Consider the following 16200-nt stretch of genomic DNA (forward strand, 5'->3'; position numbering starts at 1 on the left):
TCCGGCGACGGCCCGTGACGGCCCCGTAGGATGCGCGCCGTGACGTCGACCGCGCCGAAGGCCGCCCGGGGCGTGCCGCTGCTCCGCGCCGTCGTGGGCACGTGGCCGCGCCGCGTGGCGCTCGCCGTCGTCCTGGGGGCCGTCGTCGGCACGACGGCGGCCGGCGGCCTCGCCCGGCACGACGCCGCCGACGCGGGGCCGGCCCGGGCCGCCGCGGGGGAGCCGGTCGCCACGGGACCCTTCGACCTCACCGTGCGCTCGTGGTCCGTGACGGACGCCGTGCAGGTCTCGGCGCTCGAGGACTCCGGGGCGGACGCGTGGCTCGTCGTGGTCGTCGGCGCGCTCGACACGGACCGCGAGTCGCGCCGGCTCGACCGCACCGCGGTGACGCTCCCCGACGAGCTGCCCGGCGGCCTGGCGCTCGCGGGCGACGCGGAGCCGGACCGCCCGGACCCCACGCTCCTCGTGCGCGACGCGTCGTCGTACCCCGTGCTCTCGCCGGGCCTCGCCGACGACGTCGCGCTCCTGTGGCCCGTGTCGGTACCGGGGGAGGGCGGCGCGGTGAGCACCCCCGACGAGCCGCTGACCGTGACCGTCCCGACGTTCCGGTACCGCGACATGACGGTCGGCGGTGGCCGGCGGTGGGCCGAGACGGGCGCGGTCACGCTCGTGGACGTCCCGGCGGGGGCCGTCCCGCCCGAGATCGTCGACCCGCCCGAGACGGAGGACGGCTGGTGACCGAGGAAGCGACCGCCGTGGCGCCGGACGGGCCCGAGGCGCCGGACGGGCGCCCGCGGCGGACCGGCCGGGCCGTGACCGTGGTGCTGCTCGTCCTCGCCGTGGGGGCGGGGGCCGCGGTGTCGCGCGTCGACACGTGGTGGCCCACGCTCACGCCGACGACGTCGCGCGGCACCGTGGGCGAGGTCGTGACCGCCGGCCCGGTGCGCGTGCGGGTCGACGACGTCCGCACCGGAACGACGCTCGACGACGGGTCCGGCCCGCTGACGACCGACGGCGTCTGGGTCGTCGTGGACCTCGCGGTGTCCGGGACGACGGGCGAGGCGAGCGTCGAGGTGGTCGAGCTGCGCGACGCCGCCGGGCGGGACCACGAGGCGTCGCGCCGCGTGGGCAACCAGGTCCTCAGCACGTTCGCGGACCCGGACGTCCCGGAGGCGGGGACCGTCGCCGTCGAGGTGCCCGCGCGGGCGCTGGAGGGCGACCTCGTGCTGCGCGTGCTCACGGAGCACCAGGACGCGGACCTCGACCGTCCCCAGGCGATCGCCGAGGTCGACCTCGGCCGCGTCGCGCCGCCCGCCGCGGGGGACTCCCTGGAGACGGTGCGGCCCGCGCTCGTCCCGGGCGGGTGGGACGCGTGAGCGCCGGCTGGTGGCGGACCAACCGCTGGTGGCTGCCCGTGCTGGTCGTGGCGCTCGGCGCCCTGGGCTGGCTGACCTGGCGGTCGGACGACGTGCAGGCCTGGTGGTCGGGCGAACCGCGCGTCGCGCACGCGCCGGACGCCGACGGCTGGGCCCAGGTCGGTGACGTGCGGGCCCGGCTGCTGGGCGTCGAAGCGGTCGACGGGCTCGACGACGGGTACGGCGGCCGGATCGAGGTGCCCGACGGCTACACGCTCTGGGCGGCCGACGTGTCGTTCCGCTCCGACGCGCCGCCCGCCCCGGAGGGCGCGGAGAAGACCTTCTCGTCGTGCGCGGTGCTGCTCCGGGACACGGCCGGGCGGGAGTACGCGGCGGGGGCCTCGGCGCTCCCCGGGACGCCGTACCCCGAGGCGCCGGTCTGCACGGGCGCCGTCTCCAGCCGGAGCACGCAGCACTTCCTGACCCCGGACGACGCCGAGCCCGCCGAGGTGCGTCTCGTCGAGCCGAGCCTCCTGCCGGCGTACTGGTCGCTCCCCGTCGCGGACGTCGGCTGACCGCCGCCGTCTGCCTGCCGGTTGACATCTGGTCGTTTAATGAACATAGTTCATGATCAATAAACTTCGACGGAGGTGGTCGCCGTGGGCGTGGTGTCGTGGATGCTGGGGAACCCGTTGCCGTTGCCGGTCGCGCTCGGGGTGGACCTCGCCCTGCTCGCGCTCGTCGTCGCGGTGGGGCTGGTGTGGTCCGACGGCCGTCGGGCGGTGGTCACCGGCTCGGCGGGGCGTCGTGCCGTGCGGCACGCCGCCCTCACGAGCGCCGGCGCGGGTCTGGTCGTCGCCGCGGGGCTCCTGCTGCCCCCGGCCTACCTCGTGCTGGGCGTCGCGACGCTCGGCGCGCGCGGGACGGCGGTGCTGCCCCTCGTCGCGCTCCTCGGCGCCCTGGCCGTCCACGCGGTGGGCGAGCTGACGTGGCCTCGTCCACGGCACCGGCAGCGCGAGGCGCGCCTCGCCGTCCGGTCGGTCGCGGACGTCGCTCCCACCGTCACGCGCCGCCTCGCCTGGGCGTGGACGGCGCTGCTCGTGGTCGCCGCGGTCGCGTTCGGGCTCGTGGCGTCGGGGCCGCGCGCGGTCTCGCGCGTCGTCGGGCCGGCCGAGGCGTACACCGTCACCCCGTTCCCCGGCTGGCTGTGGACGGGGCCCGTGCTCGTCGTGGCCGCGGTGGCCCTGGTCGCTTCCGAAGCGGTGCTGCGCCTCGTCCGCTCGCGTCCCGCGGTGGAGGACGTCGGCGAGGAGTGGGACATGTGGCTGCGGCGGCGGGTCGCCCGCCGTGTCGAGCGTGCGACCCAGCTCGTGCTGGGTCTCACGCTGGGAGGGCTCGTCGCGTTCGCGGGCCTCTCGCTGCGCTGGCTCGGCCTGGGGAACGGGGACGGCGCCCGGCTCGGGCCCGGGCCGAGCGCAGGGGAGATCGTCGCCGGGAACGTCCTCCTCGCCGTCGCGGCGTGCCTCGTCCTCGTCGTCCTCGTGGCGTCGGTGTGGCCCGCGCGCGACCCGGCACCCGCCGCGCGGGCGCCGTTCGCTCCCGAGGCGGTCGCCGCGTGAGCCTCGCCGTCCGGATCGACCTCGACTCCACGACCCCGCACTACGAACAGCTCCGCGCGCAGCTCGCCGCGCTCGTCACGGCGGGCGACCTCGTGGACGGGCAGCGGCTCCCGACCGTCCGCGCGCTCGCCAACGACCTCGGCATCGCGCCGGGCACGGTCGCGCGCACCTACCGCGACCTCGAGGCCGCGGGCCTGGTCACCACCCGCCGCCGCGTCGGGACGCTCGTCACGGCGCCGCCTGCGACGCTCGACCGGGCCGCCGTCACGGAGGCGGCCGCGCGCTTCGTCCGGCTGGCGCGGGACCACGCGCTCACGGACGGGGAGATCCGCGACGTCGTCGCGGCAGCGCTGCTGGGGGACCGGCGCGAGGAGAAGGCGGGCGACGCCACCGCTCGGACCGAGGTCGAGCACCCCGTCACGTCAGGGAGCTGAGGCCGCGCCGACCGTGGTCGGCGTGCTCGGCGCCCCGGTGCCGGCGCCGGTGTCCGGCTCCCCGGCCCGCCGCGCCGCACGCCGCGTGCGCAGCGCGGACGGCAGGCCCAGGCTCGCGAGCAGCGCGTCGGCCGCGGCGGCGAGCAGGACGGTCGTGAGCACCTGCACGACGACGGTCGCGACCGTCTCCAGCGGGCCGACGATCGCACGCCACGCGACGATCCCCGGCTGGCCGACGACCGCCTGCGCGGCGGTGAGCACGACCTGCTCGGCGAGCGTGAGGAGCGCGAACGCGACGCAGAAGAGCAGCACCGCGCCCCAGCGACTGCGCCACAGCATCCCGAGGGCGCCGACGAGGCCGCCGAACCGCCGGCCCGGGTCGAGCATCAGCGCCCACGCCCGCTGGGCGCCGCTCTCGCCGAGCGTCCGGTTGAACCGGTCGACGGCGCGGGCTGTCCGGCCGGTCGCGCCGCCGTCGCCCGGCACCGCGTGGGCGGGGTCGACGACGTCGATCGCCTCCACGCCGTACACGATCGTCCCGAGCGTGAGCCACGCGAGCGGCACCACGAGCCCGGTGACGACGCCCGCGACGAGGAGGGACGTCGTCGGGCCCACGGCGTCGACGAGCGGCTTGAGCGCGTCCACGCGCGCGACCACGCCGTCCCACCAGGTCGTCACCTCGACGACGACGACGCGCGTCGACCACCACTCGCGCACGCGCCCGACGAGGGCCGTGACGGTGAACGCGCCGACGACGATCCAGACGACCTCGCAGTAGCCCGCGGCGATGCGCACCGCGGCGGAGCGGGCGCTGCGCCGGGCGTCGTCGTCGCGCGCGGAGGCGCTGCGGTCGAGGCGCCGCGCGAGGCGTTCCAGCAGGGTGCGGGCGAGCAGCGCGCCCGCGACGACGAGCACGACGGTGAGCCCGAAGCCCTCGGGGACGGGGTTGGCGGTCTCGAACCCCGCCCCCGCCGCGAACGCGTGGTCGAGCGCGGCGGAGTCGATGTACGCCTGCCAGTCGGACGACAGCCCGCCGTAGAACTCGTAGATGACGAGGTAGGGGACGAGGACCGAGGCGATCGAGCCGAGCAGCGCCCGGACCTCGAGCCGGTCCCGCTCCGTGCGCGGCTCCCGGCGCAGGACGTGCAGCATGACGACGATGCCGACGACCGTCGCGAGCGGCGAGAAGCACAGCACCAGCAGGCCGAGCACCCCGGACGACGGCGCGACGGCGAGCGCGGCCCGCAGGGCGAGCTCGTGCAGCACCTGCGCGAGGACGGCGACCGCGACGAGCGCGGGCCAGTGCCGGGCCAGGAGCCGGCCGGCGTCGGCGAGGACGCGCAGGCCGGCGCGCAGCATCGGGTCCTGAGGGGGCGTCGGGCTCGCCGGCGGGGCGGTCACGCGCGCCAGGCTACCGGGCGGTCCGACCTCCCTCGCGCGGAGGGAGGCCGGGCCGGGCGTCAGGCACGCGAGGCGAGGCGGGCGACGACGCGCTTCGCCTCCTTGCCCGCGAAGCGGCGGGCGAGGACGCCGACGCCCGCGGCGACGGCGGCGAAGGTCACGGCCTGGACGACACCGACCTCCTCGTCGTCGAGGTCCTTCGGGGCGTCGTGCCCGGTGACCTTGGCCCAGACGAACGTCACGAGCTTCTGCGCGGCCCAGCCCGCGGCGAAGGTCAGGGCGACGGTCCCGACCTTGAGGGCCAGGGTCTGCTCGTTCTCGTTCGTGTCGGCCACGAGGGGTTCCTCCGTCGGTCGGGGCGCCGGGCGGCGCCGGGCGTGCTCGCACGACCACCGTAGTGCGAAGTCGCCGCCCACGCGTCGCCCGGCGCGCGCACCCGGCTCAGTCGTGGCTCACCGCGTCCAGGACGGGCAGGCGCGCGGCGCGCACCGCGGGCCACACCGCGGCGACGACGCCCACGACGCCGGCGAGCACGAGCATGGCGCCGAGCTGGGCCCACGGCACGGCGAGGGTCGTGAAGCCCTGGTCCGCGAGCACCGACGGGAGCGCGGCGGCGAGGCCGGTCCCCACGGCGAGCCCGACGGCCGTGCCGAACACCGCGACGAGCACGGACTCGATGACGATCGTCGTCGCGAGCTGGGCCCGCCCGAGCCCGACGGCCCGCAGCAGCCCGATCTCGCGCGTCCGCTCCGCGACGGACAGCGCGAGCGTGTTGACGATGCCCAGCACGGCGACGAGGACGGAGAGCCCCAGCAGGGCGTAGACGATCGCGAGGACCGACTCGACCTGGCCGGCGACGTCCGCGGCGAACTCGTCGGCGTCGAGCACGGACGCCACGACGTACGGCGCGACGGCGTCGGTCACGCCCGCGCGGACGGCCGCGAGGTCCGCGCCGGGCTCGGTGTCGAGGAACAGCATCTCCGTCGTCGTCGCGCCGACCGCGGCCGCCACGTCGGGCGGCAGGAGCAGGTCGACGGAGAACGCGTGCGAGTCGACCACCGCGCCGATGCGCACCTCCCGGGCCGGGAGGTCGGGCCGTGCCGGGTCGGCGAGCGTCAGGACGTCGCCCAGGGCCCAGCCGTGCTCGTCGAGCGCGTCCGCCATGACGGCGGCCTCGCCCCGCGCGTACGCGTCGAGGTCGCCCTCGGTCGCGGTCGTGCGCACGGAGCGGCCGAAGCCCTCGGCGGGGAACCCGACGACGAGCTGCGGCTCGCCGTCGACGACGACCTGCCCGTACGTCGTGACGTCGACCGCCGCGACGCCGGGCACGGCGCGGACGTCGCCCGCGACCCCGTCGGGCAGGTACGGCATCGCCGAGCGGACGACGAGGTCGGCCGCGGTCTCCTGGTCGACGATGTCCTGCACGGAGACGCGGGTGGACAGCGCGAGGACGGACGTCGTCGAGACGAGCGCCATCCCGACGACGAGCGCGCCCGCGGTGGCCGCGGTCCGCCGCGGCTGGCGCGTGACGTTGCCGCGCGCGAGGCCGCCGAGCGGGCGGACCAGCGCGACGAACGGTGCGGCGAGGACGGTCAGCACCGGGCCGACCGCGAGCGGCGCGAGGAGGAGCACCCCCGCGACGACGCCGGCCGCGCCGAGGCCGAGGAGGGGCGCGCCCCCGCTGCCGACCGCGGCCGCCGCGACGACGAGCCCCACGCCCGCGAGCAGCGCGACGGTCCCGGCGACGGCACGGGCCCGCCCGGCTCCGGTGGGCCGGACGACGTCGGCGCGCATGGTCTCCACCGGGCGCACGAGCGCGGCGTGCCGCGCGGGCAGGGCGGCGGCGAGCACCGACACGACGACGCCGACCACGAGCGGGACGGCGACCCCCGTGGCCGTGACGGGCAGCGAGCCGGAGAGCTCCATGCCGACGGCGCCGAGCCCGCTGCGGGCGAGCTCCGCGAGGCCGAACCCGGCCCCGACGCCGAGCAGCGCGCCCACGGCCCCGACGACCGCCGCCTGCCCCACCACCGAGCCGAACACCTGCCCGGGCGACGCGCCCACCGCGCGCAGGAGCGCGAGCTCGCGCGTGCGGCGTCGGACGTGCATCGAGAACGTGGTGGTGATGATGAACGTGCCGACGAACAGCGCGAGCGCGGCGAACACCAGCAGGAACGTCGAGACGAACCCGAGCTGGTCGGTGATCGCCTCGCTCGTCTCGGCGCGCAGCTCCGCGCCCGTCAGCGCCTCGGCGCCCGCGGGGAGCGCGGTCGCGACGGCGTCCCGCAGCGCCTCGGGGGAGACGCCGTCGGCCGCGTACAGCGCGACCGACGGGACGAGGCCGTCGGGCGCGTACGTCGCGGCGGCGGTCCCGGCGTCGAGCAGGACGATCGTCGCGCCCGCCATCGGCGCGGACAGCGAGACCTCGCCGACCACGCGCACGGGCCGCACGGCGTCGCCCAGCACGACGTCGGTCGTGCCGCCCACCGCGAGGCCCGACGCCGCGAGCGTCGCCGACTCGAGCGCGACCTCGCCGCCGTCGCGGGGTGCGCGGCCGTCGACCACCTGGGGACCGGGGTCGCGGGGGTCGTAGGCGACGCCGATGCTCGGCGCCTGGCTGCCGAGGACCGCGGTCCCGTCCGCGCCCACGAGCACCGCGGGACCGCTCACCTCCGGGAGCGCGAGCGCGACGTCGTCGCGCGCGCCGAGGTCGCGCGCCAGGTCCGCCGGGACGAGGCTGCGCGCACCGCCCACCTGGGCCGACGTCGACATCAGCGCGTCCCCGGCCGACGACGCGCCGCGCACGTACGCGTCCGCCTGGACCGACGAGGCGACGATGCCGTCGAACGTGGTCGCGAGCATCGCGCGCAGCGCGAACGTGCCGGTCACGAACGCGACGCCGATCGTCACGGCGAGGACCGAGAGGACGAGCTGCGCGCCGTGCGCGCGCACGCCGCGCAGCGCGATCCGGCCCATCATCGGGCGGCCGCCGTCGTCGGTGCCGGGGTGGCGTGCGCCGGGGACGGCCCGGCGGGCGTGAGGGAGCCCAGCGTGTCGAGGACCGCCTGCGGCGTGGGGTCGTGGAGCTCGGTCACGAGGCGGCCGTCCGCGAGGAAGAGCACCCGGTGGGCGTACGACGCCGCGGTCGGGTCGTGCGTGACCATCGCGACGGACTGGCCGAGGTCGTCCACGGACGCGCGCAGGAAGCCCAGGACCTCCGCGGCGGCGCGCGAGTCGAGGTTCCCCGTCGGCTCGTCCGCGAGCACGATCGCGGGTCGCGACACCAGCGCCCGCGCGCACGCGACGCGCTGCTGCTGCCCGCCCGACAGCTCGGCGGGTCGGTGCCCCAGCCGAGGGCGCAGGCCCACGGCGTCGACCACGCGGTCGAACCACTCCCGGTCGACGGGCCGCCGGGCGATCGCGAGCGGCAGCACGATGTTCTCCTCCGCCGTGAGCGTCGGCACGAGGTTGAACGACTGGAAGACGAACCCCAGGCGCGTCCGCCGCAGGCGCGTCAGGCGCCGCTCGCTCATCGCGGAGACGGTCTCTCCGTCGACGACGACGGTCCCCGCCGTGGGGGAGTCGAGCCCCGCGAGGCAGTGCAGGAGCGTGGACTTCCCGGACCCGGACGGGCCCATGATCGCCGTCAGCCGACCCGTCTCGACGTCCACGTCCACGCCGTCGAGCGCACGCACCGCGGCCTCGCCGCGCCCGTACGTCTTCACCAGCCCGCGCGCGGTCGCGATCGCGGGTCGCGCAGCGCCCTGAGCGCCCTCAGTGCCCTCAGTGGGCGGGCCCTCGCGCGGGGTGCTCCGCCGTGCCGCACCTGTCGTCGTCACGTCCTCGTCCGTCCTCTCGTCGTGCCGCTGCGCGGGAGCGTCGTGGCTCGCCGGGCGGCGTCGTCCTGTGGTGGCCGCCGGGGCTCCCGGCGGCCGTACCGACCCTCCCGCGGCGCGCCTGCCCGAGGCATCGGGGGCGGGCCCCGAACCGTCCCTGGTCCGCGGCCGCCGGTGCTCAGGGTTCTCTCAGGGGACTCTCCGGGTGAGGGGCCGGTGTAGGCTCGCGGTGAACGACAGGGGAGCTCCTGGAGGAGCTGAGAGTGCGGACCACCGCAGACCCTCGAACCTGATCCGGTTAGCACCGGTGGAGGAAGTCGGGAATCTCGATCACCTGCTCGCGCGGTCCGTCGCGCCCACCCGGCGCACGGCTCGTCGGGCCGGTGGACCCCTCCTGAACGTCCAGGGAGGACACATGCAGCACACGACCACCGTCGCCCGCCGCGGCCGGGCCCTCGCGACCGGCGTGGGCGCGACGCTCGCGCTCCTCGCCCTCGCGGCCTGCTCGGGTGGTGACGGCGCCGGGGGCGACGACGCGTCGTCGGGCAGCGGGGGCACGGTCACCCTGGTGACCCACGACTCCTTCGCGGTGAGCGACGACGTGCTCGCCGCGTTCGAGGAGGAGAGCGGGCTCACCGTCGAGCAGGTCGCGCCCGGCGACGGCGGCGCGCTGGTCAACCAGCTGATCCTCACGAAGGACTCGCCCCTCGGCGACGTCGTGTTCGGGATCGACAACACCTTCGCGTCGCGCGCGATCGACGAGGGCGTCCTCGAGCCGTACACGCCCGCCGACGTCGCGGAGTCCGCCGCGTCGTACGCGGTCGGCGACGGCGGCGAGCTCACCGCCGTCGACCTCGGTGACGTGTGCGTCAACGTGGACCACGCGTGGTTCGCCGACGCGGGGATCCCCGAGCCCGTGACGCTCGAGGACCTGGCGAAGCCGGAGTACCGGGACCTCCTCGTCGTGACCAACCCCGCGACGTCGTCGCCGGGCCTCGCGTTCCTCCTCGCGACCGTCGGGGCGTTCGGTGAGGACGGCTGGGAGGACTACTGGGCGGACCTGCGCGCCAACGGCGTGAAGGTCGTCGACGGCTGGTCCGACGCGTACTACGTCGACTTCTCCGGCTCGGAGGGCGCGGGGCCGCGCCCGCTCGTGCTGTCGTACTCGACGTCGCCCGCGTTCACGCTCACCGAGGACGGCTCCGCGTCGACCACGGGCGCGCTGCTCGACACGTGCTTCCGCCAGGTCGAGTACGCGGGCGTGCTCGCGAACGCGAAGAACCCCGAGGGCGCGCAGCAGCTCCTCGACTTCCTCGTGAGCGAGACGTTCCAGGCCGACGTCGCCGACCAGATGTACATGTACCCCGCCGACGACTCCGTCACGCTGCCCGACGGCTGGGCCGAGTTCGCGCCGCTCGCCGACGAGCCCTTCGAGGTCGCGCCCGCCGACGTCGCGGCGCACCGCGACGAGTGGATCAAGGCATGGACGGCGACGGTCGTCGACTGACCCCCGGTCCCCGAGCGACCACGGCTCTCCCTCGCGGGGTAGAGCCGTGGTCGCGCGGGGGAGAGCCGTGGTGAGGGGTCGGGAGGTCCGGCGGGGCGGCGTCGGGCGCGGGGTGCTGTGGGGTCTGGCGGCGGCGGTGCCGCTCGCGTTCCTCGGGGTGTTCTTCGCGTGGCCGGTCGTCACGCTCGTGGCGCGCGGGTTCGTCGGGGACGACGGCGGCCTCGACCTCTCGGGGTTCGCGGAGGTCTTCTCCGAGCCCCGCACGTGGCGGATCGTCGGCCTCACGCTCTGGCAGGCCGTGCTCGGCACGGCGCTGTCGCTGCTGCTCGGCGTGCCCGGCGCGTACGTGCTGTACCGGTGCCGGTTCCCCGGGCGGCGGGTCGTGCGCGCGCTCGTCACGGTGCCGTTCGTGCTCCCGACCGTCGTCGTCGGCGTCGCGTTCCGGTCGCTGCTCGTGCAGGGCGGCCCGCTCGGGTTCCTGCGGCTCGACGAGACGTTCGCGGCGATCGTCGTCGCGCTCGTGTTCTTCAACTACTCCGTGGTGGTGCGCACGGTCGGCGGGCTCTGGGAGCACCTCGACCCGCGCGCCGAGCAGGCCGCGCGCGCCCTCGGCGCGACGCCGTGGCGCGCGTTCCGCACCGTGACGCTCCCGGCGCTCACGCCCGCGATCACGAGCGCCGCGTCGATCGTCTTCCTCTTCTGCGCGACGGCGTTCGGCGTCGTGCTCGTGCTCGGCGGCATCCGCTACGGGACGATCGAGACGGAGATCTGGATCCAAACGACCCAGTTCCTCGACCTGCGCACCGCGGCGGTGCTGTCGGTCGTGCAGCTCGTGGTCGTCGCGGCGGCGCTCTCGGTCGCGAACCGCACGCGGGCCCGGCGCGAGCGTGCCCTGAACCTGTCGTCCTCGGCGTCGTCCGCGCACCCCCTGCGCCTGTGGCGCGACGGCCGCCCGACGGGCGACCTCGCGCCCGCCGCGCTCACCGCGGCCGTGGTCGTCGTGCTCGTCGGGCTCCCGCTCGGCACGCTCGTGGTGCGCTCGTTCCGCGTCCCGGGCGGCGGCTGGGGTCTCGACAACTACGCGAACCTCGGCACCACGGGCGGGCGCAACGCCCTGTCCGTCACCGTGTGGGAGGCGGCGGGCAACTCGCTGCGCACCGCCGCGCTCGCGACCGTGCTCGCCGTCGTGATCGGCGGACTCGTGGCGCTCGTCGTGTCCCGGCGCCCGCGCTCGCGCGCGGGTCGGCGCGCGATCTCGGTGCTCGACTCGGTGTTCATGCTCCCGCTCGGGGTCTCCGCCGTGACGGTCGGGTTCGGGTTCCTCGTCACGCTCGACAGGCCGCTCGGCCTCGACGTCGACCTGCGCACGTCGGGGCTGCTGGTGCCGATCGCGCAGGCGGTCGTCGCGACGCCGCTCGTCGTGCGCACGGTCCTGCCGACGCTGCGCGCCATCGACCCGCGCCTGCGCGAGGCCGCCGCGACCCTCGGCGCCGCGCCCGGGCGCGTGTTCCGCACGGTCGACGGCCCGATCGCCGCCCGGTCGCTCGGGCTGGCGGTCGGGTTCGCGTTCGCCGTCTCGCTCGGGGAGTTCGGTGCGACGTCGTTCCTCGCCCGCCCGGACAGCGCGACCCTGCCGGTCGTGATCTTCCGCCTCATCGGGCGCCCGGGCGCCGAGAACTACGGCATGGCGCTCGCGGCGAGCGTCGTGCTCGCGCTGCTCACCGCGACCGTGATGCTGCTCGCCGAGCGGTTGCGCGGCGACCGACCCGGAGGAGAGTTCTGATGGTGCAGACCGACCCCGCCCCCGCGCGCGCGGGCACGCCGGAGCCGTCGCGCCCCGGTCCGGGGGAGGCCGCCGGGCTCACGGTGCGCGACGTCGTCGTGCGGTACGGCGGGCGCGTCGCCGGGGGAGCGCGCACGGACCCCGGCACGACGGCGGTCGCGGGCGTCACGCTCGACGTCGCGCCCGGCGAGGTGCTCGCCCTGCTCGGGCCGAGCGGCTGCGGCAAGTCGAGCCTGCTGCGCGCCGTCGCGGGGCTCGAGCCGGTCGCCGCGGGCTCCGTGGCGTGGGACGGCCGCGACCTCACGGGCGTCCCCGTGCACCGCCGCGGGTTCGGGCTCATGTTCCAGGAGGGCCAGCTCTTCCCGCACCGCGACGTCGCGGGCAACGTCGCCTACGGGATCGCGGGGCTGCCGCGCGCCGAGCGCGACGCGCGCGTGGCCGAGCTGCTCGACGTCGTCGGGCTCGCCGGGTACGAGCGGCGCGCGGTCGCGACGCTCAGCGGGGGCGAGCGCCAGCGCGTCGCGCTCGCGCGGTCGCTCGCGCCGCGCCCCCGCCTGCTCCTGCTCGACGAGCCCCTCTCCGCGCTCGACCGGGGGCTGCGCGAGCGCCTCGCGCTCGACCTGCGCGAGGCCCTGCGCGCCACCGGCACGACGGCCGTCTTCGTCACCCACGACCACGACGAGGCGTTCACCGTCGCCGACCGCGTCGCCGTCATGGACGCGGGCCGGCTCCTCCAGGTCGCGCCGCCCGAGGATCTCTGGCGCGCGCCCGGGTCGCGCCGCGTCGCGGAGTTCCTCGGCTACCAGGCGTTCGTCCCGCACAAGCCCGGGAAACTGCTCGCGGTCGGTCCGCGCGGCCTGCGGCTCACGACCGAGGGCGTGCCGACGTCGGACGATGCGTGGGGCGCCACCGTCGTCGGGAGCGTGTTCCGCCGCGGCGCGGTCGAGGTGACCGTCGACGTCGACCTGCCCGGACGCTCCGGCGGTGCGCCCGCACGGCTCGTCGCGCTCGCGGGCGCCCCGGTGGTCGTCGAGCCGGGCGACCGGGTGCGGGTCGTCGTCGACCCGGCCGGGTGCGCCGTCGTGCCGGCTTGACGTCCCGGGGTCGCCCCGGGCCGTGCGACGAGCGAGAGCGCCGCAGCCGACCTAGCGTCGGGGGATGGACGACGTGACGACCGGTGACCACCCCCCGGAGAAGAACGGCAGCAAGTCCGCGAAGATCCTGTACCGCCCCGTCGGCATCGTCAGCTCCGTCGTGGGCGGGCTCGTCGCCGGGCAGGTGTTCAAGCAGATCTACAAGCGGGTCTCGCCCGGCCACCGCAAGGACGCCCCGACACCCCTGCAGTCGGAGTACCCGCTCAAGGAGATCGTGCTCGCGGCACTCCTGCAGGGTGCGGTCTACGCGGTGGTGAAGGCGCTCATCGACCGCGGCGGGGCACGCGCGTTCGAGCGCTGGACGGGGGAGTGGCCCGGCGACTGACGGTCAGTCGAGGCCCGCGGCGTGGACGAGCAGCGCGACCTGCGTGCGGTTCTCCAGCCCGAGCTTGAGCAGCACGCTCGACACGTGGGCCTTGACCGTCGGGACGCTGAGGAACAGGCGCGCGGCGATGTCCGCGTTCGTCGCGCCGCGGCCGAGCTCGACCGCGACGTCGCGCTCGCGCCCGGTGAGCGCGTCGAGCGCGGCCCGGGCCCGCTCGCGCTGGCCGCCCGCGTCGGCGACCGACGTCATGAGACGCCGCGCGATCTCCGGTGACAGCACGGGCTCGCCCGTCGCGGCCGCGCGCACGGCGGCGACGATCCGCTCCGGCGGCATGTCCTTGAGCAGGTAGCCGGACGCGCCGGCGTGCAGGGCGCCGACGACCTCCTCGTCCGTGTCGAACGTCGTGAGCACGACGACGGCCGGCGCGTCCGGTCGCGCCCGCACGCGCCGCGTGGCCTCGATCCCGTCGACGCGCGGCATGCGCAGGTCCATGAGCACGACGTCGGTCGGGTGGGCGTCGAGCACGGCCGCCACCTCCGCGCCGTCGGCGGCCTCGCCGACGACCTCGATGCCGTGCGCGCCGTCGAGCATGAGGCGCAGCCCGGCGCGGACCAGCGCGTCGTCGTCGACGATCACCAGGCGGGTGCGCGCGGTGCCCGGGGCGACCGCTCCGGCGTCGTGGTGGTCGCTCCCGCGCGGGGCGTCCCCGCGCCCACCCTGCTCCGTCACGCGTCCCACGGTAGCCGGACGTCGAGGACGAACCCTGCGTCCCGCGCCCCGGCGTCGAGGGTCCCGCCGAGCAGGTCGACGCGCTCCCGGAGCCCGACCAGCCCGGTGCCGGTGCCGCCGCCCCCGCGGTCACCGACGCCGCCTCCCGGGCCGATACCGCCGGCACCGCCCGCGCCGACGGGGACGCGGCGCGGGCCGCCGTCGGACACCGTGACCCGGACCTCGCCCGCCCGGGCGACGACCCGGAGCGTCACCGGGCCGCCCGAGGCGTGCCGCCGGGCGTTCGTCAGCCCCTCCTGCGCGACGCGGAAGGCCGCGACCGCGACCGTCGGCGGGACGTCGGCGGACCCCGTCCGCTCGTAGGTCACGTCGCCGCCCGCGTCGCGCGCCTCCACGACGAGCCGCTCGACGTCGTCGAGCGTCGGCTGCGGCGACAGCGCGTCGGCCCCGCCGAGCCCGGGCTCGGCGCGCAGCACCCGCACGACGTCGCGCAGGTCGTCGAGCGCCGAGCTCACCCCGGCGCGCACCAGGCCCGCGGCGCGGGCGAGCCGCTCCGGGTCGGCGTCCGGCCGGTACTCGAGCGCGCCCGCCGTGGCGGCGAGGAGCGAGAGCCGGTGCGCGAGGGTGTCGTGCATCTCGCGCGCGATCCGGGTGCGCTCCGCGACGCGCGCCTCGGCGACACGGCGCTCCTGCTCGCGCTCGGCGCGGCGCGCGCGGTCCCGCAGCGACCACAGCAGCTGGTCGCGCGCCTGCGCGTACTGGCCCCAGCCGAGCAGGGCGGCGTGCACGGCGAGGTCGCACAGGAGCCACCAGCCGAGCGGCAGGGCCTGCGGCCGCCACAGCGCCTGCACGGCGTGGCCGAGGAACCCGGCGACCGCGACCGGGAGCGCGGTGCGCAGCGGGTACCAGCGCGCGACCTGCAGGGTCGCGACGGTCGAGGCCGGGGTCGCGGCACCCGAGTACGCCGCGAGCGAGGCGAGGACCAGCGCGCCGACCACCGGGGCGTCGCGCGGGGTCCGCGACCACAGCAGGGGCAGCGCCGCGAGGGCGAGGACCGCGACGGCGACGTCGAGCCACGGGGCCGCGCCGGCGTCGTTCTGCGCGACGACCCCGACGGTCGCGAGCGCCGTGAGCACCGCGACGGCGAGCCAGGCCAGCGCGACCACCCACCCGGGGACGAGCGGGCGCGTGCCGGCGCGGCGCGCGGCGGCCGTCGCGAGGACGGGGCGCCCGGCGAGGGGAGGGCAGTCGGTGGTGGTCATGCTCCGGACGCTAGGCGGCCGGTGCGCGCCCGACCACCGACCAAGGTCGGGGGTCGCCGTCCGGCAGGAGGGTCGAGGCCCGACGCCGGTCGGCCGGGCCGCCGCCCTCCGGCCGACGCGAGGCAGGCGCTCGGGCCGCGAGCGTGGGGACGTCGGCACCCGCCGGCCGCGGCCCAGGCCGCGCGAGAGCCGCGGCACCGCGCCGCGCGACGGAGGAGGAACGTCATGTCCACGACGCGGAGCACCTCGGACGGCACCTCGGACGCCACGCCGGACGGCACCCCGCACGTCCCGTACCGTCGCCGCACGTCGGCGCCCGACGGCGGGCGCGGCCCTGCGGCACGGGTCCACCAGCCCGAGGTCGGGGTTCGTGCTCGTCGCCGCGTCCCGGGGGTCGGGTCGGCGCCGCGTGTTCCGCGCTGGCTCGTCCCACCCGTCGCGGCGGTGCTCGCCGCCGTCGTGCTGCTCGTCGGGACGGCTCTCGGCGTCGACCCCGCGGTGCGCACCGCGACCGGGACGCAGACGGTCGGCGTCGTGGCGGCGGTCGTCGTGACGCTCGTCGTCGGGTACGCCGGGTGGGGCGTGCGCGCGCTGCTCGGCCGCCTGTCCTCGGGCGGCCGACGGCCCTGGCTCGTGACGTGCGGCGTCGTGCTGCTCGTCTCCCTGCTCGGCCCGCTCGGTGCGGTGACGCCCGGTGCGGTGGCCCTGCTCGTCGTCGAGCACCTGACGGTGGGCGCGACCCTGGCCCTGGGCCTGCGCCGCTGACCCCCGCCCCCACCTCGCCGCAGATCGGAA

General features: G+C 77.1%; 16 protein-coding genes and 1 riboswitch. Of the genes, 10 read left to right on the forward strand and 6 right to left on the reverse strand.

Annotated elements, in window-relative coordinates:
* Positions 1-39: 39 nt before the first annotated feature.
* The 5 genes from ACI769_RS15055 (at position 40) to ACI769_RS15075 (ending at position 3408) form a co-directional block, all read left to right on the forward strand.
* Positions 40-738: a hypothetical protein gene (locus tag ACI769_RS15055; protein ID WP_211932780.1), complete on the forward strand. Its 699-nt coding sequence runs from the start codon at positions 40-42 to the stop codon at positions 736-738.
* Positions 735-1376: a hypothetical protein gene (locus ACI769_RS15060; RefSeq protein WP_043659136.1), complete on the forward strand. Its 642-nt coding sequence runs from the start codon at positions 735-737 to the stop codon at positions 1374-1376. The genes ACI769_RS15055 and ACI769_RS15060 overlap by 4 nt, the downstream gene beginning before the upstream one ends.
* On the forward strand, positions 1373-1930 hold the full coding sequence (locus ACI769_RS15065) for a hypothetical protein (RefSeq protein ID WP_170963703.1): 558 nt from the start codon (positions 1373-1375) through the stop codon (positions 1928-1930). Before ACI769_RS15060 ends, ACI769_RS15065 begins: the two co-directional genes overlap by 4 nt.
* 84 nt (positions 1931-2014) lie before the next feature.
* Positions 2015-2974: a hypothetical protein gene (locus ACI769_RS15070; RefSeq protein WP_170963702.1), complete on the forward strand. Its 960-nt coding sequence runs from the start codon at positions 2015-2017 to the stop codon at positions 2972-2974.
* Positions 2971-3408, forward strand: coding sequence for a GntR family transcriptional regulator (locus tag ACI769_RS15075; protein WP_144722084.1), 438 nt, complete (start codon positions 2971-2973; stop codon positions 3406-3408). Before ACI769_RS15070 ends, ACI769_RS15075 begins: the two co-directional genes overlap by 4 nt.
* On the opposite strand, the gene ACI769_RS15080 is transcribed toward ACI769_RS15075, so the two are convergent.
* The 4 genes from ACI769_RS15080 to ACI769_RS15095 all read right to left on the reverse strand — a co-directional run bounded on the left by ACI769_RS15080 (position 3397) and on the right by ACI769_RS15095 (position 8555).
* A complete protein-coding gene (locus ACI769_RS15080) occupies positions 3397-4809 on the reverse strand; it encodes a hypothetical protein (protein WP_409141868.1) in 1413 nt (470 codons plus the stop codon). The genes ACI769_RS15075 and ACI769_RS15080 overlap by 12 nt on opposite strands.
* 59 nt (positions 4810-4868) lie before the next feature.
* Positions 4869-5144 (reverse strand): DUF4235 domain-containing protein, encoded by a 276-nt coding sequence (locus tag ACI769_RS15085; RefSeq protein WP_009861813.1) that lies wholly within the window; start codon positions 5142-5144, stop codon positions 4869-4871.
* 106 nt (positions 5145-5250) lie between these two features.
* A complete protein-coding gene (locus ACI769_RS15090; protein ID WP_409141869.1) occupies positions 5251-7788 on the reverse strand; it encodes an ABC transporter permease in 2538 nt (845 codons plus the stop codon).
* Positions 7785-8555: an ABC transporter ATP-binding protein gene (locus ACI769_RS15095; RefSeq protein ID WP_409141874.1), complete on the reverse strand. Its 771-nt coding sequence runs from the start codon at positions 8553-8555 to the stop codon at positions 7785-7787. The genes ACI769_RS15090 and ACI769_RS15095 overlap by 4 nt, the downstream gene beginning before the upstream one ends.
* 318 nt (positions 8556-8873) lie before the next feature.
* A riboswitch (TPP riboswitch) is annotated at positions 8874-8978 on the forward strand.
* Between the two features lie 82 nt (positions 8979-9060).
* Between ACI769_RS15095 and ACI769_RS15100 the strand changes: the two genes are divergently transcribed.
* The 4 genes from ACI769_RS15100 to ACI769_RS15115 all read left to right on the forward strand — a co-directional run bounded on the left by ACI769_RS15100 (position 9061) and on the right by ACI769_RS15115 (position 13414).
* The gene (locus ACI769_RS15100) at positions 9061-10152 is read left to right on the forward strand and encodes a thiamine ABC transporter substrate binding subunit (RefSeq protein ID WP_043659443.1); all 1092 of its coding nucleotides are present in this window, start codon (positions 9061-9063) and stop codon (positions 10150-10152) included.
* Between the two features lie 67 nt (positions 10153-10219).
* The gene (locus tag ACI769_RS15105; protein WP_409141870.1) at positions 10220-11935 is read left to right on the forward strand and encodes an ABC transporter permease; all 1716 of its coding nucleotides are present in this window, start codon (positions 10220-10222) and stop codon (positions 11933-11935) included.
* The gene (locus ACI769_RS15110) at positions 11935-13029 is read left to right on the forward strand and encodes an ABC transporter ATP-binding protein (RefSeq protein ID WP_409141871.1); all 1095 of its coding nucleotides are present in this window, start codon (positions 11935-11937) and stop codon (positions 13027-13029) included. Before ACI769_RS15105 ends, ACI769_RS15110 begins: the two co-directional genes overlap by 1 nt.
* A 64-nt stretch (positions 13030-13093) precedes the next feature.
* Positions 13094-13414, forward strand: a complete 321-nt coding sequence (locus ACI769_RS15115; protein ID WP_061267789.1) for a DUF4235 domain-containing protein — start codon at positions 13094-13096, stop codon at positions 13412-13414.
* A 3-nt stretch (positions 13415-13417) separates the two neighbouring features.
* Here ACI769_RS15115 and ACI769_RS15120 read toward each other — a convergent pair whose 3' ends face one another.
* Entirely contained in the window at positions 13418-14050 is a 633-nt protein-coding gene (locus ACI769_RS15120) for a response regulator transcription factor (RefSeq protein WP_211435841.1), read from the reverse strand.
* Between the two features lie 89 nt (positions 14051-14139).
* Positions 14140-15405: a sensor histidine kinase gene (locus ACI769_RS15125; RefSeq protein ID WP_409141872.1), complete on the reverse strand. Its 1266-nt coding sequence runs from the start codon at positions 15403-15405 to the stop codon at positions 14140-14142.
* A gap of 225 nt (positions 15406-15630) precedes the next feature.
* Between ACI769_RS15125 and ACI769_RS15130 the strand changes: the two genes are divergently transcribed.
* Positions 15631-16170 (forward strand): DUF6069 family protein, encoded by a 540-nt coding sequence (locus ACI769_RS15130; RefSeq protein ID WP_409141873.1) that lies wholly within the window; start codon positions 15631-15633, stop codon positions 16168-16170.
* Positions 16171-16200 lie beyond the last annotated feature (30 nt).

The sequence above is a fragment of the Cellulosimicrobium sp. RS genome (assembly GCF_046159675.1).
GTDB lineage: Bacteria > Actinomycetota > Actinomycetes > Actinomycetales > Cellulomonadaceae > Cellulosimicrobium > Cellulosimicrobium funkei.